The sequence below is a fragment of the Micrococcus antarcticus genome (genome assembly GCF_044872765.1).
Lineage (GTDB): Bacteria > Actinomycetota > Actinomycetes > Actinomycetales > Micrococcaceae > Micrococcus.
The window spans coordinates 209696-230035 of the sequence record NZ_CP085253.1; the positions used below are offsets into that span (position 1 = coordinate 209696).

Consider the following 20340-nt stretch of genomic DNA (forward strand, 5'->3'; position numbering starts at 1 on the left):
ACGGGCGCCTGTCGCGCCCAGCCTAGCGCCGTCCGTGGGCTGCGCGCGTGGTCTGGGACCCGGAGGCCCCGGACGCACGGGCGTAGGGTGGGCCGTGTCACGCACACGCACGGCGCGCGCCCCGCACGGGGCGCATGTCCCGTCCCGGAGGAGGACCGCACACGATGGAGGCAGGGCCGCAGGAGACCCCGGCTGCTCAGGCACGGCTCGAGGAGCTCGGCCTGGCGCCGGGCGACCTGGTGCAGGAGTGGGGGTTCGAGGACGACGTCGACCACGGCTTCCGCGCCGCCCTCGAGGCGGCGCTCGGGGAGCAGCTGCTGACCGAGGAGGACCAGGAGCCCGCGGACGCCGTCCTCTTCTGGTGGCGCTCGGATGAGGGGGACGTCACAGACCTCGCCGACGCCCTGGTGGACGCCCAGCGCTCCCTCGACGCCGGCCCCCTCTGGATCATGACGCCCCGCACGGGCCGCCCGGGCCACGTGCCGCCGGCGGACGTGCAGGAGGCGGCCTCCACGGCCGGGCTGCACCCCACCACGGGCTCCGGCGTGAGCGCCGACTGGGCCGCCCAGAGGCTCGTGCAGAAGCGCGGTGGCTGAGCTGCGCAGAAGCGCGGTGGCTGCGGCCCCGGCGCTGCGGGACGACCACGGACAGTCCTGGTCGTTCCCCCCGCTCGCCACACCGGACGGCGTGCCGCATCCGGACGACGGAGTCGGCCGGCCCCGGGCGACCTGGCTGGCGTTCCTCCCCGGGGCGTTCACCCCGGTGTGCACCGGCGAGCTCGCCTGGCTCGCGGACCTCGCGCAGGAGCTCGCCGCGGTGGACGTCGGGGTGCGGGTGATCGCGTGCGACGCCGCTCCGGTGCTGCGCCGCGTGCGCGAGGACCTGGGCCTGGGGGAGCGGCTCACGCTGCTCTCCGACTTCTGGCCCCACGGGGCCGCGGCCGCTGCGTGCGATGCGTTCGACCCGGAGACGGGGCGGGCGCGACGGGTCTCCGTGCTCCTGGACGCGACCGGCGTCGAGGTTGCCAGGGTGGCCGCCGAGCCGGGCCGGGCGCGCTCGCGGAGCGCGCACGAGGCGGCGACGCGGGAGCACCTGCGCCGCACCGGTACCCTGGAGCGCAGCGCGGACCTATAGCTCAGTCGGCTAGAGCAGCTCGCTTACACCGAGCAGGTCGGGGGTTCAAGTCCCTCTGGGTCCACTCGTGTCGATGCCCCGGGACCATGCGCCTGGTCCCGGGGCCGTCGTCGTCGGCCGCGCGGGCCCGCCGTCAGGCCTCGGCGTACCGGGGACGCACCGCGCCGGCGTAGTCGCGCTTGATGTTGATCTCCTGCAGCGTCTCGATGCAGACCGGTCGCCCCACGAAGGGGGCGTGGATGCCGTGTCCCTTGCCGAGGTACAGGGCGACGTGGCGGATCTTCTCGCCGCCGGGCACGAGTGAGTAGAACAGCAGGTCGCCGGGGGTGAGGTCGTCGGCGGAGACCTTCGGCAGGCCCGAGTGGTTCAGCTGGGGGCCGGCGTCGCGGGGCAGCAGGATGCCGTGCGAGCGCAGCACCGTGTAGGTGAAGCCGGAGCAGTCGATGCCGAACGGGCTGATGCCGCCCCACAGATACGGCGTCCCGTCGAAGGAACGCGCGGTCTCGAAGACCTGCTCGACCGTGCCGAGGGCGGGCTGGCCCACCGCCACGTCTGCGCTGGCGATCCAGCCCTCGCGCTCGTTCGGCAGCAGGATCTTCGAGGCCTTCTCGCCCTGCTCCAGCAGCGGCAGACGGGTGTCGAAGGGCACGACCACGAGGGTCTGCTCCATGCCCTCGCCGTCGAACACGCCGGTGCTGTCCGCGGTCACGCGCACCACCTGGGCGCCGTCGGCCGTCTGGGCGGAGAGGAAGCCGAGATCACGCACGACGTGGGCGCGCGGCACCCAGCTGGTCTGATGGCCGTGATCGTTCGGCGCGGCCTGGTCCAGGAAGCTCACCTTCACCCAGTCCCCGGAGAGCTCTCGGACGGTGACGCGGGAGCCGAGGGCGGCCTGGGTGTCGGTGCGGCCGAGCAGCCCTCGCTGCTGGGCCACGTCCATGCGGGAGAGCCACTGGTCCGGCCGGGCGTCGGCCTTGATGACGGGCTCGTCCGTCCAGCCGCGGCCCTGGCCGGGCTTGAGCCAGGCGGTCGTCATGGAGGTGCGCACCACGGGGTCCTCGCCCACGGCGAGGTCCTTGATCCCCGTCTCCGCGACGGGGGACGCGGACGACGCCGCGGCCGACGAGGCGGTCTGCTGGGCGGAGGTCGTCGGCGCGGTGGCGCAGCCCGTCAGCCACAGGGCGCCGACGGCTCCGGCGCCGCCGAGCCCCCGCAGGGTGCGGCGGCGGGTGAGCGGGCGTTCTGAGATGGCTTCCACGCGGTGGTTCTCCTCGTCTGTGGGCCCCCTCCGGACGTGACAGGACCCCTCGGCGTTCGGCTCGCGAGAGGTCCAGGGTGGTGCGGCACGTCCGGTGGTGGAGGTCCGGCGGCGTGCTGCGCGGGCGGCCGGGTGTCATCAGCAAGCGTAGCGGGTGGTCCGCCCCACCGCGGATTCCTCGGGAGGTGGCCCTGCGGGGCATCACCCGCGCCGCGCCGTCTCGTCACCGTGCGTCGTCGCGGCGGAGGGAGCGCACGGGCTGTGGCACGCTGGGCCGACCATGAGTGAGGTCACACCGTCATCGTGCGCGGCGTCCGGCGCGCCGGACGCCCCGCCGTCCCGCCGCGCCGAGGTGGCTGAGGGGATCCGCCTGTCCGGGCCGGCGGGGCTGGGACTGGTGCCGCTGGGCGTGGCCTTCGGGATGCTCGTCGTGCAGGCCGGCCTGCCTGGGTGGACGGCCCCGCTGCTGTCCGTGGTGGTGTTCGCCGGCTCGGTGGAGCTGCTCATGGTGAGCCTGCTCGTCGCCGGGACGTCCCTGGTGGGGATCGCCGTGACCGTGTTCCTGCTCAACTTCCGGCACGTGTTCTATGCGTTCAGCTTCCCGCTGCGTGTGGTGCGGAACCCGTTGGCGCGGCTGTACTCGATGGGCGGGCTCATCGACGAGGCCTATGCCATCACCGCCGCCCATCCCCGCGGCTGGACGGCCCCGCGCCTGCTCGCCACCCAGATCAGCCTCCACCTGTACTGGGTGGCCGGCGGTCTCGTGGGTGTCGCGGCGGCGGGGCTGCTGCCGGCGCCGGTGGAGGGCCTCGAGTTCGCGCTCACCGCGCTGTTCATCGTCCTCGCCCTCGACGCCGCCCGCACCCGCCGCCACGTCCCGCTCGTGCTCGCTGCGGCGGCCGCCGTCGGGGTGGGGCTCGTCGTCGCGCCGGGCGCGCTGCTGGTCGCCTCGTTCCTCGGGTTCGCGGCGGCGCTGGTGGCGGCGCACGTCGCCGCCGAGAGCGGCGTGGCCCTGCCGCTGCCGGCGGTCCATGCGCTCGGCGCCCCGGCTCCCCGGGCCGCGGGCGGTGAGCCGGGCGGGCCCACAGGGGCGGACGGGGAGGGGGGACGATGATCGACGGGGCCGTGCACCCCGGGTACATCGTGGCGGCGGCCCTGGTGTCCGGCGGCGTGACCTTCCTGCTGCGAGCCCTGCCGTTCGCCCTGCTGCGCCCGCTTCGCGAGTCCGGACTCGTGGCGCGCCTGGCCGTGTGGATGCCCGCCGGGATCCTGACGATCCTCGCGGTCGTGATGATCCTCGACTCCGCCGCCCTCGCCCCCGGCGACCCGGTCGACTGGCCGCGCATCCGCTGCGCGCTCGCGGCGAGCGCCGTGACCGTGCTCGTCCACCTGCTCGGCGGGCGGCGCACCCTGCTGTCCATCGGGGCGGGGACGCTGGCCTACGTGCTGCTCGTGAACCTGGCCCTCTGAGACGCCCGCCGAGCGGGACGCCGCCGACGTCGCCTGCCCAAGGAGGCCTCTGCCCGGCCGGTCCTCTCCGGTGTGACCGGCCGGGTCGCGGTCAATTCCCTGCGGTGTCGGTCGAGGGCTGCGCGGAGCCGCCGGCACCCGGGCCGACGCCATCGGTGTCGTCGTAGACGTCGAGGGTGCCGCCGTAGTTGGCCACCCAGACCTGGCCGGTGGGCTTGTCGTAGGTGACGCCGACGGTGTTCTCGCCGGCCGGCTTCGTGTCGAGGATCTCGAGGGTCTCGGCATCGATCTTGGTCACCGTGGAGGCCTCGTAGTTGACGACGTACAGCGCCGTGCCGTCCGCGGAGATGTCCATGGAGCGCGGCTCATCCCCGGCCGACGCCGTGGCGAGGACCGTGCCGGTCGCGGCGTCCAGCTTCACGATCTGGTCGGCGCCGGCGACCGTCATGTAGAGGGTCTTCCCGTCCGGGGACAGGGTGAGGTGGCGCGGCTGGGGGCCGGTGTGCAGGACCACCTCGGCGGTGCCGGCCTCCAGGTCCACGCGGAAGAGCTTGTCCGCCCACATCGCGGTGACGTAGGCGGTCTTGTTGTCCGGCAGCACGACGGTGCCGCGAGGCATGGTGTCCAGGGGGATGGTGTGCTCGGTCTCCCCGGACCCGGTGTCGAGGACGGACAGGGTCGCGTCGCACCAGTTGGCGACCAGCAGGCGGGAATCGTCGGGGGACAGAGCCACGTACTTGGGCACCCGGCCCACCCGGTAGGCGGCGTCCCACTTCTTGTCCTTCACCGAGTACCGGTACACCAGGGAGGGGGCGATCGCCGAGCCGGCGGTGCAGTTGTCATCCGGCTTGGTGCCCGTGCCCACCCCGCCGGTCAGCTGGTAGTTGGTGACATAGGCGTACTGGCCGTCCTGGGTCCACGCTGCCTCCACCGGGGAGCCGCTGACCACGCCGGACAGACCGTCGATGCCCATCGTGTCCGTGTCCACGGTGTCCTCGAGGGTCTGGACCACCTCGCGGCTCCGGGTGTCGAGGAGCATGACGTTGTGCCGGTACATCATGTTGTTGGCGATCACGAGCCCGTGCTGGTTGGAGACCACCGACTTCGACGACAGGCCGGGGTCCTCGATGGTCTCCACGTGCGTCAGCGTGGTGGTGTTGGACGCCGGGAAGTCGGCCGGATCCTCGGAGACCGACTCCTCGGCCTGGCCCTGCGCCTCACTGGCCTGGCCACGGGTGGAGGCAGCTGCGCCGGCGTCACCCTTCCCGGAGCCGCCGTCCTGGGTGGCGGAGGCGCTGGCTCCCTGCCCGTTCTCCGTCTGCCCGCCGTCCGTGCCGGCGCAGCCGGTGAGCAGCAGGCCCACGGTGAGCAGTGCGGCGGCGGGCCGCAGCGCCCGGGGGCGGGCGGCGTCGACGCCGCGCGGAGCACGAGCGTCGGCGGCGATGTCGGCAGTCTCGTGGACGCGGTGCAGTCGAGGCATGGGGGGGTCTCCAAGGGTGAGGTGGTCGGTCGGCACGTCCGACGGCGTCGCCGAACACAGCTCAATCGTAGCGAGACGGCAGGGGCGAAGTGCCCTGGGTCTCGGTCCGACCCACGTCCTCCAGGAGGGTCGGACCATGCCCCAGGAGGGACAGTCCCGAGCTCAAGGCCCACGCGGGTGCGGACGATGCGCCAGGCGATGGCGGCGGCCGCCGGGGCGCCCGCCGGGGCGCCATCGTCCGCGTAGGGTGGGAGGCCCCACCCCGCACGTCCCCCTGAAGAGGTGCCCCATGTCCGCCACGCCCCTCGGTTTCTGGAAGCTGCCCGCCGACGCCCAGGGCCGCGCGCGCCATCTCGCCATCGTGAGCGCACCGGAGGCCGCGCAGACGCTCCTGCTCCTCAACGACGACGGCGGCTGGCGCCGCCTGGCCGTCTTCCAGGACGAGCTCGCCGGGCGGGCCGCCGCGCGCACGGTGGACGCCCTGCTGCAGTCGGTCACCTACCTGCGGATGGGCGGGACGGACGTGCTCGACGGCGCCGACACCGCCCGGCCCGGCGTCGAGTGGGTCGGCTATGAGAAGGACTTCGAGGAGGATGACCTCGCGCAGGGCCGCGAGGTGGACGCGCGGGCCCGGCTCTGGATCCTCCCCGCCGTGGACGGCGCGAGCGTCGGCCTCAAGCTCCCCGGTCACGCGCGCTACGACGACGCGGTGGCCGAGTTCGCGGACGTCGACGCGGCTCGGGCCGCCGTGGCGGCCGTGGACGAGCTCGTCGGAGCCGTGCGCCGGCGCTGACCCTGCCCGGGCCGGCCGCTGTCGCCCTTCGACGGAGCGGCAGGGTTCACCGGCTGTTCATCTCGCGGGACGACCCACTCCACGGCCGTGTCCGGGCTCCGGACCATAATGGGAGCCAGTACGGCCCGCGCGAACCCCGCGCCGGAGCCCCGGAGCGGCGGCGCCGCCGCTCCGCGACCTCACCCCACCGAAGGAGAAGGCCCATGGAGCTGCTGCAGCCCGACGCCCCCCGCGAGAACCTCCGTGAGTTCATCGACAAGCTGCGGGACGGCGGCTACACGGTCACCGACGGTCACACCAACGACCCGGACCTGATCGACCCCCAGGGCCGCGCCGTGGAGACGTGGAAGGAGGACTACCCGTACGGGGAGCGGATGTCCCGCGAGGAGTACGAGCTGGAGAAGTACCGCCTCCAGATCGAGCTGCTGAAGCTGCAGTACTGGTCCGAGGACACGGGCCAGCGCCACATCCTCGTGTTCGAGGGCCGGGACGCCGCCGGCAAGGGCGGCACCATCAAGCGCTTCACGGAGCACCTCAACCCCCGCATGGCCCGGGTCGTCGCGCTCAACAAGCCCTCGGACCGCGAGCAGGGCCAGTGGTACTTCCAGCGCTACATCCAGCACTTCCCCACGGTGGGCGAGATGGTGCTCTTCGACCGCTCCTGGTACAACCGGGCCGGCGTCGAGCGCGTCATGGGCTTCTCCACGGACGAGCAGTACCGCCGCTTCATGAACCAGGTGCCCCTCTTCGAGAAGATGCTGGTGGACGACGGCATCCACCTCACGAAGTTCTGGTTCTCCGTGACCCAGACCGAGCAGCGCACCCGCTTCGCGATCCGGCAGATCGACCCCGTCCGCCAGTGGAAGCTCTCGCCCATGGACCTCGAGTCCCTGGACCGCTGGGAGGCCTACACGGACGCCAAGGAGGCGATGTTCCTGCACACGGACACGGACCACGCCCCGTGGATCTCCATCCGCTCGAACGACAAGAAGCGCGCCCGGCTCAACGCCATGCGCTACTTCCTCACGCAGTTCGAGTACGAGGGCAAGGACCACGAGGTCGTCGGTGAGCCGGACCCGCTGATCATCCGCCGCGGCCGCGACGCCGTCGGGGACTGACCCTCGGCCGCTAGGCTGGCGGGGGCGGGCGGGACTCCGCCCCCGCACGCATCCACCCCCGCACAGGAGGCTCCTCAGGCATGACCGAGCAGACGACCACCGCCCTCGCCGGCACCGCGGACATCGGCGTCACCGGGCTCGCGGTGATGGGGGCCAACCTGGCCCGCAACTTCGCGCGCAACGGCTACACCGTGGCCCTCCACAACCGCAGCCGCGGCCGGACGGACCAGCTCGTGGCCGAGCACGGCCACGAGGGCGAGTTCGTGGCCACGGGCTCGCTCGAGGAGCTCGTCGCCTCCCTCGCCGTGCCGCGCCGCGTGCTGATCATGGTCAAGGCCGGCGCCCCCGTCGACGCGGTCATCGACCAGCTCGTGCCCCTCCTGGAGGAGGGCGACATCGTCATCGACGCCGGCAACTCCCATTACGAGGACACGCGCCGCCGCGAGGCCGCGCTCGCCGCCCAGGGGCTGCACTTCGTCGGCGTCGGGGTCTCCGGCGGCGAGGAGGGCGCGCTGAACGGGCCCGCCATCATGCCGGGCGGCCCGAAGGAGTCCTACGCCGCGGTCGGCCCCATGCTGGAGCGGATCGCCGCCCAGTACGGCGGCGAGCCCTGCTGCGCCTGGGTCGGCACGGACGGCGCCGGCCACTACGTGAAGATGGTCCACAACGGCATCGAGTACGCGGACATGCAGGTCATCGGCGAGGCCCACGACCTGCTGCGCCGCGTGGCCGGCATCGAGCCCGCCGCGCAGGCCGCCGTGTTCGACGCGTGGAACCGCACCGAGCTGTCCTCCTACCTCATCGAGATCACGGCCGAGGTGCTGCGCCAGACCGACGCCGCCACGGGCCGCCCGCTGATCGACGTGATCGTGGACGAGGCCGGCCAGAAGGGCACCGGCCGCTGGACCGCCATCTCGGGCCTCGACGTCGGCGCGCCCGTCGCGGCGATCGCCGAGTCGGTCTTCGCCCGCTCGCTCTCCTCGCAGCGAGAGGTCCGGGAGATCGCCCGCGAGACCCTCGTGGCGGGCGTCGACGGCGCGGGCGTGGCCGACGCCGACCGCGAGCAGTTCGTGGAGGACGTGCGCCAGGCGCTCTTCGCCTCCAAGCTCGTGGCCTACGCGCAGGGCCTGGACATGCTCTCCGCCGCCGCGGCCGAGTACGGCTGGTCGCTGGACCTCGGCACCATCGCCTCCCTGTGGCGCGACGGCTGCATCATCCGTGCCGACCTGCTGGACGTCATCATGACGGCGTTCGGCGGCCGGGACACCGACCGCCACCCCGAGCCGGGCACCCGCGCGGAGGGCCAGCCGCTGAACCTGCTGTTCGCCCCCGAGTTCACCCGCGCGATCGCCGACGCGCTGCCCGCGTGGCGCCGCGTGGTGGGCGCCGCGATCTCCGCCGGCGTGCCCGTGCCGGTCTTCTCCTCCGCCCTCGCGTACTACGACGGCCTGCGCGCCGACCGCCTGCCCGCCGCCCTCATCCAGGGCCAGCGCGACTTCTTCGGCGCCCACACCTACCGCCGCACGGACCGAGAGGGCTCGTTCCACACCCTGTGGTCCGGGGACCGCACGGAGGTGGACGGCGACGGCGTGCCCGTCGTCATGCCGCAGCCCGCCGAGGGCGACCCCACGGCCTGACGAGTCACGCCGCGGAATCGGCCGCGCCCTGCACCCCCGAGCCGGGGGTGCAGGGCGCCGTCATGAGCGGGCTCAGATGTAGAGGGCCGGCTCCACGAACTCGGCCGGGTCCACGAGGGGCGCCGTCTCCTCCTCGCATGAGCGCAGCCGGTACGTGGCCGGGATGCCCGTGGCGATGGCGTCCGCCGGGGTGTCCTTCACGACGACGGCGTTCGCGCCCACCGCGGTGCCCTCGCCGATCTCCACGGGGCCGAGGATCTTCGCCCCCGCGCCGACCACCACGCCGTCGCGCAGGGTGGGGTGGCGCTTCACCCTCTCGAGCGAGCGGCCGCCGAGGGTGACGCCGTGGTAGAGCATCACGTCGTCGCCCACCTCGGCGGTCTCGCCGATGACCACGCCCATGCCGTGGTCGACGAAGAAGCGTCGGCCGATGGTCGCACCCGGGTGGATCTCGATCCCCGTCAGGGCGCGCGTCGCCTGGGAGAGCAAGCGAGCCGGCGTCTTGAGGCGGTCGTGGCGCCACATCCGGTGGGCCACGCGGTGCGACCACACGGCGTGCAGCCCCGAGTACACGAGGGCCACCTCGAGATCGCCGCGCGCGGCCGGGTCGTGGCTGCGGACGGTGGCGATGTCTTCCTTCAAGCGGGAGATGAAGCCCAAGGGGTCAGGCCCTTTCGGTGACGGGGGAGCGGGGTGCGTGCGCAGAGGAGGGCGGCGGCGGTCAGCCGCGGATGTCCTCGAACAGGGGCGTGGAGATGTAGCGCTCGCCGAAGTCGCACACGACCGCGACGATCAGCTTGCCCTCGCTCTGCGGCTTGGCGGCCTCCTTCAGCGCGGCGGAGACGATCGCGCCGGTGGAGATGCCCCCGAGGATGCCCTCCTTGCGGCCCAGCTCGCGCGCGACCTCGAGGGACTCCTCGAAGGAGGCGGCATACACCTCGTCGTACAGCTCGGTGTCCAGGATCTCCGGGACGAAGTTGGCGCCGATCCCCTGGATCTTGTGGGGGCCGGCCTTGCCGCCGGAGAGGATGGGCGAGTCGGCCGGCTCGACCGCGATGAGCTTCACGTCCGACTTCTGCTCGCGCAGGTAGCGGCCGGCGCCGGTGATGGTGCCGCCCGTGCCCACGCCGGCGACGAACACGTCCACCGCGCCGTCCGAGGCGTCCCAGATCTCCGGGCCGGTGCCGGTGTAGTGCGCCTGCACGTTGGCCTCGTTGGCGAACTGCTGGGCCCAGATGGAGTTCGGGGTGGTGCGGACGATCTCCTGCGCGCGCTCGAGGGCGCCGCGCATCCCCTCGGCGCCGGGGGTGAGCACGATCTCCGCGCCGAAGGCCTTGAGCATCACGCGTCGCTCCGTGGACATCGTCTCGGGCATCGTGAGGATCACACGGTAGCCGCGGGCGGCTCCCACCATGGCCAGGGCGATGCCGGTGTTGCCGGAGGTGCCCTCCACGATGGTCCCCCCGGGCGCCAGCGCGCCGGACGCCTCGGCGGCGTCCACGATGGCGGTGCCGATGCGGTCCTTGACCGAGTTGGCCGGGTTGTAGAACTCCACCTTGACGGCCACGTCGCCGGGCAGGCCCTCCGTCAGCCGGTTGAGACGCACGAGCGGCGTGCTGCCGACCGCCTGGGTGATGTCGTCGAGGATGCGGGCCATGGGGGGACCTCCTGAGTGAGTGGTACGGGGTGGGAAGGGTCGGGGCCAGGCTATGCCGGGGGAGCGGGACTCAGCCCTCGGTGAGCCACGCGGCGTAGCGTCGGCGGACGCGCGCGAGCTTCGGGTCGATGACCACCTGGCAGTAGCCGTTGCCGGGGCGACGGGTGTAGAAGTCCTGGTGGACGTCCTCGGCGGGGAACCACGGACCCGCGGGCTCGACGGTGGTGACGATCGGGCGATCGTAGTTCTCCTGCGCGCGGGCGACCTCGCGCTCGTAGAAGCGGGCCTCCTCCTCGTCGCGGGCGAACACCGCGGAGCGGTACTGCGTGCCGACGTCGTGGCCCTGGCGGTTCAGCGAGGTCGGGTCATGGCCCGTGAAGAAGAGGTCCATGATCACCTCGGCGGGCACGACGGCGGCGTCGAACCGCACGCGCACGGCCTCGGCATGGCTGGTGGTCCCGGTGCACACGGCCTCGTAGTCCGGCGCGGGAACGTGGCCGCCCGTGTACCCGGACTCGACCTCCAGGACGCCCCGCACGCGGCGGTACACGGCGTCGAGGCACCAGAAGCACCCTCCGGCCAGCGTGAGCTCGCGGGGGTCGGCGGGCGCGGCGGTGGGCTCGGGCGAGGGCAGTTCGAACGCGGTCATGTCCGGAGACAGCAACCCCGCTCCCGGGTTCATTCCCGCGCCCGCCGACTCGAGCGGGCGGGAGGGAGTGCGGGAGGGGGCTGCGGTGGTCCATCATGACCCCATGACCGGTCAGCGCACAGCTTCCCACGGCCCCCTCTTCGGCGAGCGGCGCGGACCCGACCGGCGGGCCGCGGACGACGCGGCGCCCACGCTCGCGGAGGTGCTCGAGCACGTCGAGCGGCTCTGGCCCCGTTCCCTCGCCGAATCCTGGGACGCCGTGGGGCCGGTGGCCGGCCGACCCGAGGCGTCCGTGCGGCGCATCCTGTGGGCCGTGGACCCCGTGCGCACGGTGGTGGACGAGGCCGTGGAGGCCGGTGCCGACCTCGTCATCACGCACCACCCCCTCCTGCTGCGCGGGGTGACCAGCGTGGCCGCCACGGGGCATGGTGCGGCGTACAAGGGAGAGCTCCTCCACACCCTGATCGAGCACGGCATCGGGCTCGTGGCCGCCCACACCAACGCGGACTCGGCCGTGGGCGGAGTCTCCGACGTGCTCGCCCAGGCGATCGGCCTTGAGGACCTGCGGCCGCTGCAGCCGGCCGGGTCCGGCACGGACGCGGAGGGCATCGGCCGCGTCGGCGTGCTGCCCGCCCCCGTGAGCCTCGCGGAGCTGGCGGGCCGTGTGCACCGGGTGCTGCCCGGCGTCGCCGGCGGGGTGCGCGCAGCCGGGGACGCCGAGGGCGAGGTCCGCACCGTGGCGGTGTGCGGCGGTGCGGGGGACAGTCTGTTCGACGCCGTGCGCGCGAGCGGGGCAGACGCGTACGTGACCGCCGACCTGCGCCACCACCCGGCCTCCGAGGCGCGCGAGGCCGCCCGTCTCACGGGCGGCCGCCCGTTCCTCGTGGACGTCTCCCACTGGGCGAGCGAGTGGCTGTGGCTGCCCGTGGGCGCCCGCGCCCTCGAGGAGGCCCTGCGCGCGGCGGGCCGCACCGTCGAGTCGATCGTGTCCACCCGGGTGACCGACCCGTGGGACTACGTCATCACCGAGAGGAACGCACCGTGACCGCTCTGACAGCGCCCCCCGCCGTCCAGGCAAGGCTCCTGGAGCTGCAGGACCTGGACACCCGGATCCTCCAGGCCAGGACCGCGCTTGCGCGCCTGCGCACCGACGCCGAGCACGCAGACCGCCAGGAGGCGGACCGCGCCGCTGAGGCGGCGCTCGCGGACGCCACCGCCGCGGCCGAGGAGGCCGACCGGCAGGCGGCCTCCGCCTCGGAGAAGGCCGCGGCCACGCGCGCCCGCCGTGACCGCACCCGGGAGCGGCTCGCCGCATCCGGCACCTCCTCCCGCGACCTCGAGGGCCTGGCCCATGAGGAGCAGACGCTCGAGGCCCTCCTGGCGGAGCACGAGGAGGCCGCCCTCGTGGCGATGCAGTCCGCGGACGCCGCCGAGCAGGCCGTCCGCGCGGCGCAGGCGAGCCTGGCGGAGGCCCGTCACGCCGTCGGCGAGCGGGTGGCCCACCTGCGCGCCACGGGCCAGCAGGTCACCCTCGAGGGGCGCGAGCTCACGGCCCGCCGTGCCGCCCTCGCGGGCCTGCTCCCCGCCCCGCTCCTCGCCCTCTACGAGAAGGCCCGCGAGGCCAACGGGGGCATCGGGGCCGCGCGCCTCATGGGACGCTGCTCCAGCGCGACCGGCATGGAGCTCTCCCCGGCCGACATCGCCCGGATCACGGCGCTGCCGCCCGAGGCCGTGGCGCGCTGCCCGGAGTCGGGCGCGATCCTCGTGCGCGGCTGAGCTCGCCGACGTCGGCGGGGTTCTGCACGGTGCGGCGCAGCGCTGCCCGGCGCGTGCCGACGCGCCCATCAGTACAGTGGAGGGTCGGCGCGCCGCCCGGCGCGCCCGGTGAGACGAGGAGGCCGTGGTGGCGGAACGAGTCCTGCAGGTCGAGGCCGACGGCGGCTCCCGCGGCAACCCCGGCGTGGCCGGCTACGGCGCGCTCGTGCGCGACCCCGCCACCGGCGAGGTCCTCATGACGGACGCGGCGCCGCTCGGCAGGGCCTCCAACAACGTGGCCGAGTACTCGGGCCTCGTGGCCGGTCTGCGGATGGCGGCGATGATCGACCCCACCGCGCGCGTGCACGTGCTCATGGACTCCAAGCTCGTGGTCGAGCAGATGTCCGGGCGCTGGAAGATCAAGCACGAGGACATGCGCCGCCTCGCCGCCGACGCCCGGGCGATCGCCCCGGCGGGCCGCGTGACGTACGAGTGGATCCCGCGGGCCAAGAACAAGGACGCCGACCAGCTCTCGAACGAGGCCATGGACGCGGGCGCGCGCGGCGGGTCCTGGGACGCCGGCGCCTCGAAGATAGCGGTCGCCGCGCCGCGGGCCGACGACGACGAGCGCGCCGCCGCCCCGGAGGCCGCCGCGGACGAGCGTGCCGACGCCGCTCCCGCGACGGAATCGGGACCGCGTCCGACCGGCTCGCTGCACCACGTGGAGGTCTGGGTGGCGGACCTGGACGCCGCGACCCGGACCCTCGGCTGGCTGTTCACCCAGCTCGGCTACGTGCTGCACGGCGGCTGGGACGGGGGCCAGACCTACCAGGGCGCGGGCCACTACCTCGTGCTCGAGGCCGGGCCGGACGTGAGCGGCGGGGCGCACGAGCGCACCCGCCCGGGGCTGAACCACCTCGCCTTCCAGGCCGGGTCCCGCGCCCGCGTCGACGAGCTCACCGCCGCTGCGCGGGAACGGGGCTTCCGTCTCCTGTTCGCGGACCGCCACCCCCATGCCGGCGGGCCCGACCACTACGCCGCCTACCTCGAGACGGCCGACGGCTTCGAGGTGGAGCTCGTGGCCACGGGGGACTGAGCCGGCGTCAGGACTCGGGCAGCACCACCCGCAGGGAGCCGGCCCTCGCGTCCGTCGGGGCGTCGAGCTCCACCTCCCACTGCGGTCCGCCGTCGCCCGCCCCGGCCGCGGCCACCACGTCCGCCGCGCGCTCCGGCGTGGACGCGGCGCGGGGGCCCGCCTCGAGCAGCGCGCGGGCCACGAGGCCGCGGGTGTGCTTGGCGAAGTGGGAGACCACGGTGCGCCGACCCTCGCGCAGCTGCAGCACGTCCACGCCCACGGTCCGCGCGGCCGGGGCCTTCCAGAGGGCGGCGTAGCCCCCCGAGCGGCAGTCGACCACGGGGCCGCCGGCGCAGTCGGCCAGGGTGTCCAGGGCGGGCGTCAGCCGGGGCCGCCACCACGCGGCCAGGCCGGGCATCTCCGGCAGTCGCGCCCCGGCCGACAGGCGGTGGGCGGGGATGCGGTCCGCGAAGGAGGTGGCGCCGAAGAGCGCCGAGAACACCAGGACGTCCGTGCGGGCCCGCCGCTTGGCGGCGGGGGAGAGCGAGGCGTGGTCGAGGGCGTCGAAGAGCACGCCCGTGTACACGCGGTGCCCCGGCGCCGCGGGGGCATCCCGCAGGGTGCGGTTCGCGGCCACCTCCGCCGCGAGCGACGCCCCGACACCGAGCAGCTCCAGTGCGTCCGGACGTACGGACGCCGCGGCGACGCGGTCCAGCAGCTCCTCGCGTGCGCCCGAGACGTCCGGCGAATCGGCGAGCGCGAGGGAGGCGAGGTCCAGGGGCGCCCCCGAGCGGGGCGGGGTCTTGGCCTCGGAGGGCGGCAGCAGGATCAGCACCGGTCCAGCCTAGTCAGCAGGACCCGTCGCCGGCCCGTCCGCCCACGGCGATTCCCGCCCACCCGGGTGGGCTCCGTCGTCGCGGACTGGCAGAGTGGGGGCGGACGGTCCGCAGACGGCGGGCCGGCGCCGCGACGAGCCCGGGAGGCCCCATGGAGACGATGGCCGTCTATGCGTGGGTCTTCCCCGCCGCCCTGCTGGCCATGGCCGCCGCGATCGCCGTCGGCGTGCGCTCGAGCGGACGCACGCGCACCCGCTCTTCGGAGGTGGAGACCCGCCTGCGGGAGCGCACCTTCACGGGCGCGGACCGGGTGAGCCTGGAGTGGCCGCGGGACCGCCGTCGGCCCACGCTGGCCACGGTCGTCTCGCTGGGCGAGATGTACGGGTACGGACTCGTGGACCGCATCGAGCGCGAGCACGTCATCGAGCTCCGCTTCGAACGTCTCCGCGACGACGACGCCCTCTGAACCGCCGCCCCGTTCCCCGATTCCAGGAGCCCCCGTGGAGATCCTCATCGCCCTCGTCGGCGGACTGCTCGTGCTGTTCTTCCTCGCCGTCACGGTGTTCGGCGTGGCCAAGGCGCTGCAGCGTCGGACCCGGGCGCGCGCGGCGCGCCGGGGGATGGATGAGGGGACGGACCAGCTGTAAGCCGGGTTCTGTGTCCCCGCGCGGGTTGCCCCCCGCGGGGTGACGGCCATCCATCTGGGCCCGCCATTGCTGACGGGCTCGAGCGGCCAACCCGGACGCTGGGGCGAGCAGCCCTCGTGACGCGCCCTGTTCGGCCTTGCACCGGATGGGGTTTACCTAGCCGACCCCGTCACCGGGGCCGCTGGTGGTCTCTTACACCACCCTTTCACCCTCACCGCCGCGCCGAGGCGCGGAGGCGGTCTTCTCTCTGTGGCACTGGCCCGCGGGTCTCCCCGGGTGGGCGTTGCCCACCATCCTGCTCTGCGGTGCCCGGACTTTCCTCGCGCCCGCTCATGGAGCGGGCACGCGGCCGTCCGCTGATCCGTCCCGGCCTGCCACTCTACCCGGCCGGACGCCCCGGGCCCGTGCGCGCGGGCGGCTCCGCATAGAATGGGGGTGTCCGCGGACGACGAGGTCCCGGAGGGTCCGTGCCCGCACGTGCCCGCACAGGCTTGAAGGAAGGACTCCCGTGGCAGACACCGCCTCGACCCAGACCCCCGAGTGGAACACGCAGCAGGAGCTCGCCGAGAAGATGGTGCCGCTGCTGGGCAGCCTCTACCGCGAGCACAACGTGGTCACCAGCATCCACGGGCGCACCCTCGTGAACCGCGGCGTGATCGACATCATCAAGGCGCACCGCTTCGCCCGTCGGATCGACGAGACCGTGCTCCCCGTGGAGGAGACGTACGCGCTGGTCCAGGGCCTGTCCTCCATGGATCTCGGTGCCGCCTCCGTGGACCTGGCCAAGCTGGCCGCCAAGTTCAAGAAGCAGGGCGGTGACCTCCAGGCCTTCCTCGACGCCGAGTTCGCGGACGTCAAGGGCAAGGGGGGCGAGGGCCTCGGCCGCGCGCAGGACGTCGTGCTCTACGGCTTCGGCCGCATCGGGCGCCTGCTGGCCCGCATCATCCTCGGCCAGGCCGGGGGCGGCTCCGCGCTGCGCCTGCGCGCCGTCGTGGTCCGCAAGAACTCGGACGACGACCTGATCAAGCGCGCCTCCCTGCTGCGCCGCGACTCCATCCACGGCGCCTTCGAGGGCACCATCACCGTGGACGAGGCCCGCAACGTCATCGCCGCCAACGGCACCGAGATCCAGGTCATCTACTCGAACGACCCGACCACCGTGGACTACACGTCCTACGGCATCGAGGACGCGATCGTGGTGGACAACACCGGCCGCTGGCGCGACGACGAGGGGCTGTCCCAGCACCTCCAGGCCAAGGGCGTCAAGAAGGTCCTGCTCACCGCCCCGGGCAAGGGTGAGATGAAGAACATCGTCTATGGCGTGAACTCGGAGGCCATCCTCCCCGAGGACACCATCATCTCGGCGGCCTCCTGCACCACCAACGGCATCACCCCGGTGCTCAAGGTCATCCAGGACGAGTACGGCATCGACCACGGCCACGTGGAGACCGTGCACGCCTTCACCAACGACCAGAACCTGACGGACAACTTCCACAAGGGCTCTCGCCGCGGCCGCGCCGCCGGCCTGAACATGGTCATCACCGAGACGGGCGCCGCCAAGGCCGTGGCCAAGGCGCTGCCCGAGCTCAAGGGCAAGCTCTCCGGCAACGCCATCCGCGTCCCCACCCCGGACGTGTCCATGGCCATCCTGAACCTCGAACTGAAGACGCCCACCTCGGTGGACGAGCTGAACGACCGCCTGCGTCAGGAGTCCCTGACCGGCGAGCTGCACAGCCAGATCGACTACATCGACTCCCCGGAGGTCGTCTCCACGGACTTCGTGGGTTCCAACCGCGCCGGCATCGTCGACGGCCTCGCGACCCTCGTGAACAACGAGGGCAAGAACGCGATCCTCTACGTCTGGTACGACAACGAGTACGGCTACTCGCACCAGGTGGTGCGCTGCGTGAAGAAGATGGCGGGCCGGGACCTGCCGGTCTTCCCGCGGGCCTGACCGGCCCGGCCTGAGTCCTCAGGCCACCACGACGACGGCGCCGCCGCCTCCCGCGGGGAGGCGGCGGCGCCGCGGTCGTTCCGGAGGAGCTCAGTCCTGGGCGTGCTCGTGGGCGCAGTCAGGACCGTCGCACTCGTGGTCGATCTCGCCGTGGCCGAACGGGTCCGGATCCGTGCCAGGGAGCCACGTCACGCCGGGACGGTTCATGCGCTCGGCGCGCTGCGCGCGCTTCCAGCGCCGCGCCCACTTCCCCTCGAGGCGGTTCACGTAGAGGGTGCCGTTGAGATGGTCGTACTCGTGCTGCATCACGCGGGCGAACCAGCCCTCGGCCTCGAACTCGAACAGCTCGCCGTCCACGCGCTGGCCTGCCAGGCGCACGCGGGAGGAGCGCTGCAGCGGGTAGCCGTGGCCGGGCACGGACAGGCAGCCCTCGGTGTGCTCGTCCTCGTCGGGGGCCTCCTGGGGGGCCTTGTCCAGGTAGGTCAGGACGGGGTTGATCACGTGCCCCACGTTCGGCGCGTCGCCCGTGTCCGGGAACGTCCACGTGAAGATGCGCAGGCCCACACCCACCTGCGGGGCCGCCAGGCCCACGCCGTTGGCGACGTCCTGCGTGAGGTACATGTCCTCGATCAGGGTGCGGATGCCGTCGTCGATCACCTCGACCTCCGCCGCGCGGGTGTGCAGCACGGGCTCGCCGTAGACGGTGATGGGGCAGATGGAAGGCACGGGGGATCCTCGGGGACGGCGGCAGGTGACGACCGGGAGTCTACTCAGCCCCGCTCGCCTCCGCGTGTGCACAGGTGGGAGACAGCGGAGCGGCCCCGTCGAATCGAGACCACTGCGGTGGTGCTCTTCGCGCTGCTCCGTGGCGTCATCGCGGCGCTGGTGGGCCCGACGAGGTTCCCGGCGTGGGTGGCGACGCGCGGCCTTGACCGCTGGTGGTTCGTCGGCGCCGTGGTCACGCTGCTGAGCCGTCCGCTCGCCCCCTCGTCCTCGGGATCCTGCTGGTGGGCGTCGTGGCCCGCCGAGCACTGCCGGGTCGGGGCGTGACGGCCGTGCTGCTCGCCGTCCTGATCTTCGGCGGAGCCCAGAGCGTGCGCTTCAGCCGGGCCGCCGCCGGGTACCGGCATCTTCCCGAGCCCACCAGCATGGATGCCGCACAGGCGACCGACCGGAGGGGGACGCGAGGCGGCTGAGAGGGGTGTCGCCGACCGACAGAGGAGTTCGGCATGCCCGAGTGCCCCGAGGCCCTCGCGGTCGCCAGGTCTCCGAAGGCGCACCCCCTCCTGCGTCGGATCGACTGCCCGGGGCCGCAGGAGTGGTTCGCCGCGGGTGGGGTGCCCTGGTGGGCCGAGGCCGTGCCCCTGGCGGGGGAGACCCCCTCGACCATGGGGGCAAGCTCGCCCCCAGCACCACCTGCGCCGCCTGCTCCCCGGAGGCGCGGGGTCCGCTCCGTGAACCGGTCCTGGCACACCGGATCTCTCCCGTGATGTGGGGCACGCAGGCCCTCGGTGCGCTGTCGATGCTGTGCCCGGCCCGTCGAGAGCACCGCAGACGCCTCACCCGAGACCGGCGGCCGGGGCGCTGGGCGATCCTGACCGTGCAGGGGCGGTGCGGAGGCTCGGGTCAGCCGAGCTCGACGACCTCGAACTCGAGGAGGTCCGCGCCGGTGGCGACGGGGGCGGGGCGGCCGTCCTTCTCCGCCGAGTGGGCAGCCGGCATGCGGCCGGAGCGCCACGCCTGGAAGTCCTCCTCGGACGCCCACGTGGTCACCACGAAGTAGCGGTCCTCCCCGGCGGTGGGGCGCAGCAGCTGGAAGCCCTCGAAACCCGGCTCGGAGTCCACGGCGTGCTTGCGGGCGGCGAAGCGCTGCTCGAGCTCGCGACCGGCACCCTCGGGGACGGTGATGGCGTTGATCTTCACGACGGACACGGTGGCCTCCTGGAGACGGGACGGTGGGGCAGGGCGGGCGCCCTCCTGCCCTGCCAGGGTAGACCCCCGCCCGGCACTACCAGGAGCGCAACCACGGACACGACAACGCCCCCGGAATCCGCATGATTCCGGGGGCCTCGGTGGGGTGAGCGACGGGGATTGAACCCGCGACCTTCTGGACCACAACCAGACGCTCTGCCGACTGAGCTACGCCCACCATGCATGCTCCCGATGGGGGTGACCCGTGCGGAGCAGCGGGTACTACTGTACACGATCCTGAGGGTCGCCCGCGCCAGCGGTGATCCGGGCCGAGATCGAGCGGGCCTCGTCCGACGTCGGGCCGGGGGCCGGGAGCATGACCGCCTCGCGGTAGTAGCGCAGCTCGGTGATCGAGTCCCGGATGTCGCCGAGGGCGCGGTGGCCGCCCGTCTTCGCCGGCGCCTGGTAGTAGGCGCGCGGATACCAGCGGCGCGCGAGCTCCTTGAGCGTGGAGACGTCCACGATCCGGTAGTGCAGGTGCTCCACGACGCGCGGCATGTACCGGGACAGGAACAGCTTGTCCTGGCCCACGGAGTTGCCGGCCAGCAGGGCCCTGCCCGCGGGCACGCGCTCGGCCATGTAGGCCAGCACCCGCTCGGCAGCCTCCTCGAGGGGGAGCCCGGACTCGAACTCCTCGATCAGTCCGGACGTGGTGTGCATGTCCCGGACGAACGGGTCCATCTGGGCGAGGGCGGCCGCGGTCGGGCGGATCACGAGGTCCAGCCCCTCGTCGAGGAGCTCGAGCTCGGAGTCCGTGATGAGCACGGCTACCTCCACCAGCACGTCGACGTCCGGGTCCAGGCCGGTCATCTCGCAGTCGATCCAGACCAGCGGGGCGCGCTCCGGCGCGGGGGTGTTCGTGTCGCTCATGGAATCCAGGCTACTCGTGGTCCACGATGATAGATT

Annotated in this window: 22 protein-coding genes, 2 tRNA genes and 1 other RNA gene; 14 read left to right on the forward strand and 11 right to left on the reverse strand. The window is 73.4% G+C overall.

All coding sequences use genetic code 11. The features are described from left to right. The first annotated feature begins 164 nt into the window (after nucleotides 1–164). From LG274_RS00985 to LG274_RS00995, 3 genes are all read left to right on the forward strand, one after another. A complete protein-coding gene (locus tag LG274_RS00985) occupies nucleotides 165–596 on the forward strand; it encodes a DUF3052 domain-containing protein (RefSeq protein ID WP_298713285.1) in 432 nt (143 codons plus the stop codon). Next, nucleotides 589–1134: a redoxin domain-containing protein gene (locus LG274_RS00990; RefSeq protein WP_298713288.1), complete on the forward strand. Its 546-nt coding sequence runs from the start codon at nucleotides 589–591 to the stop codon at nucleotides 1132–1134. The genes LG274_RS00985 and LG274_RS00990 overlap by 8 nt, the downstream gene beginning before the upstream one ends. Next, nucleotides 1125–1198, forward strand: a tRNA-Val gene (locus tag LG274_RS00995). Before LG274_RS00990 ends, LG274_RS00995 begins: the two co-directional genes overlap by 10 nt. 69 nt (nucleotides 1199–1267) lie before the next feature. On the opposite strand, the gene LG274_RS01000 is transcribed toward LG274_RS00995, so the two are convergent. Beyond that, nucleotides 1268–2392, reverse strand: a complete 1125-nt coding sequence (locus tag LG274_RS01000; protein WP_404464882.1) for a C40 family peptidase — start codon at nucleotides 2390–2392, stop codon at nucleotides 1268–1270. Between the two features lie 280 nt (nucleotides 2393–2672). On the opposite strand from LG274_RS01000, the gene LG274_RS01005 reads away from it, so the two are divergent. Next, complete coding sequence (locus LG274_RS01005) at nucleotides 2673–3506, forward strand: AzlC family ABC transporter permease (protein ID WP_298713296.1); 834 nt, start codon at nucleotides 2673–2675, stop codon at nucleotides 3504–3506. Next, the gene (locus LG274_RS01010; protein ID WP_248115038.1) at nucleotides 3503–3862 is read left to right on the forward strand and encodes a branched-chain amino acid transporter permease; all 360 of its coding nucleotides are present in this window, start codon (nucleotides 3503–3505) and stop codon (nucleotides 3860–3862) included. The genes LG274_RS01005 and LG274_RS01010 overlap by 4 nt, the downstream gene beginning before the upstream one ends. A 91-nt stretch (nucleotides 3863–3953) precedes the next feature. On the opposite strand, the gene LG274_RS01015 is transcribed toward LG274_RS01010, so the two are convergent. Beyond that, nucleotides 3954–5342, reverse strand: a complete 1389-nt coding sequence (locus LG274_RS01015) for a YncE family protein (protein WP_298713299.1) — start codon at nucleotides 5340–5342, stop codon at nucleotides 3954–3956. A gap of 289 nt (nucleotides 5343–5631) precedes the next feature. On the opposite strand from LG274_RS01015, the gene LG274_RS01020 reads away from it, so the two are divergent. The 3 genes from LG274_RS01020 (at nucleotide 5632) to gndA (ending at nucleotide 8890) form a co-directional block, all read left to right on the forward strand. Then, on the forward strand, nucleotides 5632–6135 hold the full coding sequence (locus tag LG274_RS01020; protein ID WP_298713304.1) for a hypothetical protein: 504 nt from the start codon (nucleotides 5632–5634) through the stop codon (nucleotides 6133–6135). Nucleotides 6136–6338: 203 nt separating this feature from the next. After that, entirely contained in the window at nucleotides 6339–7253 is a 915-nt protein-coding gene (gene ppk2 / locus LG274_RS01025; RefSeq protein ID WP_298713307.1) for a polyphosphate kinase 2, read from the forward strand. A gap of 80 nt (nucleotides 7254–7333) precedes the next feature. Further along, a complete protein-coding gene (gene gndA, locus LG274_RS01030) occupies nucleotides 7334–8890 on the forward strand; it encodes an NADP-dependent phosphogluconate dehydrogenase (RefSeq protein ID WP_298713310.1) in 1557 nt (518 codons plus the stop codon). 72 nt (nucleotides 8891–8962) lie between these two features. Here the strand turns inward: gndA and epsC are convergent, their stop codons facing one another. The 3 genes from epsC to msrA form a co-directional block, all read right to left on the reverse strand. Then, on the reverse strand, nucleotides 8963–9550 hold the full coding sequence (gene epsC / locus LG274_RS01035; RefSeq protein ID WP_298713313.1) for a serine O-acetyltransferase EpsC: 588 nt from the start codon (nucleotides 9548–9550) through the stop codon (nucleotides 8963–8965). Nucleotides 9551–9611: 61 nt separating this feature from the next. Beyond that, the gene (cysK, locus tag LG274_RS01040; RefSeq protein WP_298713316.1) at nucleotides 9612–10547 is read right to left on the reverse strand and encodes a cysteine synthase A; all 936 of its coding nucleotides are present in this window, start codon (nucleotides 10545–10547) and stop codon (nucleotides 9612–9614) included. A 70-nt stretch (nucleotides 10548–10617) separates the two neighbouring features. Beyond that, nucleotides 10618–11196: a peptide-methionine (S)-S-oxide reductase MsrA gene (gene msrA / locus LG274_RS01045; protein WP_298713319.1), complete on the reverse strand. Its 579-nt coding sequence runs from the start codon at nucleotides 11194–11196 to the stop codon at nucleotides 10618–10620. A gap of 103 nt (nucleotides 11197–11299) precedes the next feature. Between msrA and LG274_RS01050 the strand changes: the two genes are divergently transcribed. The 3 genes from LG274_RS01050 (at nucleotide 11300) to LG274_RS01060 (ending at nucleotide 14047) form a co-directional block, all read left to right on the forward strand. Next, nucleotides 11300–12241, forward strand: a complete 942-nt coding sequence (locus LG274_RS01050; RefSeq protein WP_298713321.1) for a Nif3-like dinuclear metal center hexameric protein — start codon at nucleotides 11300–11302, stop codon at nucleotides 12239–12241. Then, entirely contained in the window at nucleotides 12238–12972 is a 735-nt protein-coding gene (locus LG274_RS01055; protein WP_298713324.1) for a zinc ribbon domain-containing protein, read from the forward strand. The genes LG274_RS01050 and LG274_RS01055 overlap by 4 nt, the downstream gene beginning before the upstream one ends. Before the next feature lie 127 nt (nucleotides 12973–13099). Further along, nucleotides 13100–14047 (forward strand): reverse transcriptase-like protein, encoded by a 948-nt coding sequence (locus LG274_RS01060; RefSeq protein ID WP_298713327.1) that lies wholly within the window; start codon nucleotides 13100–13102, stop codon nucleotides 14045–14047. A gap of 7 nt (nucleotides 14048–14054) precedes the next feature. On the opposite strand, the gene LG274_RS01065 is transcribed toward LG274_RS01060, so the two are convergent. Next, nucleotides 14055–14861: a YaaA family protein gene (locus LG274_RS01065; RefSeq protein ID WP_298713333.1), complete on the reverse strand. Its 807-nt coding sequence runs from the start codon at nucleotides 14859–14861 to the stop codon at nucleotides 14055–14057. Nucleotides 14862–15013: 152 nt separating this feature from the next. Here LG274_RS01065 and LG274_RS01070 point away from each other — a divergent pair, with 152 nt between their 5' ends. Beyond that, nucleotides 15014–15328, forward strand: a complete 315-nt coding sequence (locus LG274_RS01070; protein WP_248115017.1) for a hypothetical protein — start codon at nucleotides 15014–15016, stop codon at nucleotides 15326–15328. A 162-nt stretch (nucleotides 15329–15490) separates the two neighbouring features. On the opposite strand, the gene rnpB is transcribed toward LG274_RS01070, so the two are convergent. Beyond that, nucleotides 15491–15874: RNase P RNA component class A (rnpB, locus tag LG274_RS01075), an RNA gene on the reverse strand. Between the two features lie 143 nt (nucleotides 15875–16017). On the opposite strand from rnpB, the gene LG274_RS01080 reads away from it, so the two are divergent. After that, entirely contained in the window at nucleotides 16018–17463 is a 1446-nt protein-coding gene (locus LG274_RS01080; protein WP_298713336.1) for a glyceraldehyde-3-phosphate dehydrogenase, read from the forward strand. A gap of 90 nt (nucleotides 17464–17553) precedes the next feature. Here LG274_RS01080 and def read toward each other — a convergent pair whose 3' ends face one another. Further along, a complete protein-coding gene (gene def / locus LG274_RS01085) occupies nucleotides 17554–18189 on the reverse strand; it encodes a peptide deformylase (protein WP_298713339.1) in 636 nt (211 codons plus the stop codon). A 120-nt stretch (nucleotides 18190–18309) separates the two neighbouring features. Here def and LG274_RS01090 point away from each other — a divergent pair, with 120 nt between their 5' ends. Further along, nucleotides 18310–18513 carry a hypothetical protein gene (locus LG274_RS01090; RefSeq protein WP_298713342.1) on the forward strand — a complete coding sequence of 68 codons (204 nt, stop codon included), beginning with the start codon at nucleotides 18310–18312 and terminating at the stop codon, nucleotides 18511–18513. Nucleotides 18514–19089: 576 nt separating this feature from the next. On the opposite strand, the gene LG274_RS01095 is transcribed toward LG274_RS01090, so the two are convergent. The 3 genes from LG274_RS01095 to orn all read right to left on the reverse strand — a co-directional run bounded on the left by LG274_RS01095 (nucleotide 19090) and on the right by orn (nucleotide 20304). Then, nucleotides 19090–19395 (reverse strand): antibiotic biosynthesis monooxygenase, encoded by a 306-nt coding sequence (locus LG274_RS01095; RefSeq protein WP_298713345.1) that lies wholly within the window; start codon nucleotides 19393–19395, stop codon nucleotides 19090–19092. A gap of 141 nt (nucleotides 19396–19536) precedes the next feature. Then, nucleotides 19537–19612, reverse strand: a tRNA-His gene (locus tag LG274_RS01100). A 44-nt stretch (nucleotides 19613–19656) separates the two neighbouring features. Beyond that, nucleotides 19657–20304 carry an oligoribonuclease gene (gene orn, locus LG274_RS01105; RefSeq protein ID WP_298713348.1) on the reverse strand — a complete coding sequence of 216 codons (648 nt, stop codon included), beginning with the start codon at nucleotides 20302–20304 and terminating at the stop codon, nucleotides 19657–19659. Nucleotides 20305–20340: the final 36 nt, after the last annotated feature.

Excerpts from the sequence above, each read along its gene's own strand:
- LG274_RS00985 (WP_298713285.1), top strand. The coding sequence starts at position 165 with ATGGAGGCAGGGCCGCAGGAGACCCCGGCTGCTCAGGCACGGCTCGAG.
- LG274_RS01005 (WP_298713296.1), top strand. The coding sequence starts at position 2,673 with ATGAGTGAGGTCACACCGTCATCGTGCGCGGCGTCCGGCGCGCCGGAC.
- LG274_RS01010 (WP_248115038.1), top strand. The coding sequence starts at position 3,503 with ATGATCGACGGGGCCGTGCACCCCGGGTACATCGTGGCGGCGGCCCTG.
- LG274_RS01015 (WP_298713299.1), bottom strand. The coding sequence starts at position 5,342 with ATGCCTCGACTGCACCGCGTCCACGAGACTGCCGACATCGCCGCCGAC.
- LG274_RS01020 (WP_298713304.1), top strand. The coding sequence starts at position 5,632 with ATGTCCGCCACGCCCCTCGGTTTCTGGAAGCTGCCCGCCGACGCCCAG.
- ppk2 (WP_298713307.1), top strand. The coding sequence starts at position 6,339 with ATGGAGCTGCTGCAGCCCGACGCCCCCCGCGAGAACCTCCGTGAGTTC.
- gndA (WP_298713310.1), top strand. The coding sequence starts at position 7,334 with ATGACCGAGCAGACGACCACCGCCCTCGCCGGCACCGCGGACATCGGC.
- cysK (WP_298713316.1), bottom strand. The coding sequence starts at position 10,547 with ATGGCCCGCATCCTCGACGACATCACCCAGGCGGTCGGCAGCACGCCG.
- msrA (WP_298713319.1), bottom strand. The coding sequence starts at position 11,196 with ATGACCGCGTTCGAACTGCCCTCGCCCGAGCCCACCGCCGCGCCCGCC.
- LG274_RS01050 (WP_298713321.1), top strand. The coding sequence starts at position 11,300 with ATGACCGGTCAGCGCACAGCTTCCCACGGCCCCCTCTTCGGCGAGCGG.
- LG274_RS01070 (WP_248115017.1), top strand. The coding sequence starts at position 15,014 with ATGGAGACGATGGCCGTCTATGCGTGGGTCTTCCCCGCCGCCCTGCTG.
- orn (WP_298713348.1), bottom strand. The coding sequence starts at position 20,304 with ATGAGCGACACGAACACCCCCGCGCCGGAGCGCGCCCCGCTGGTCTGG.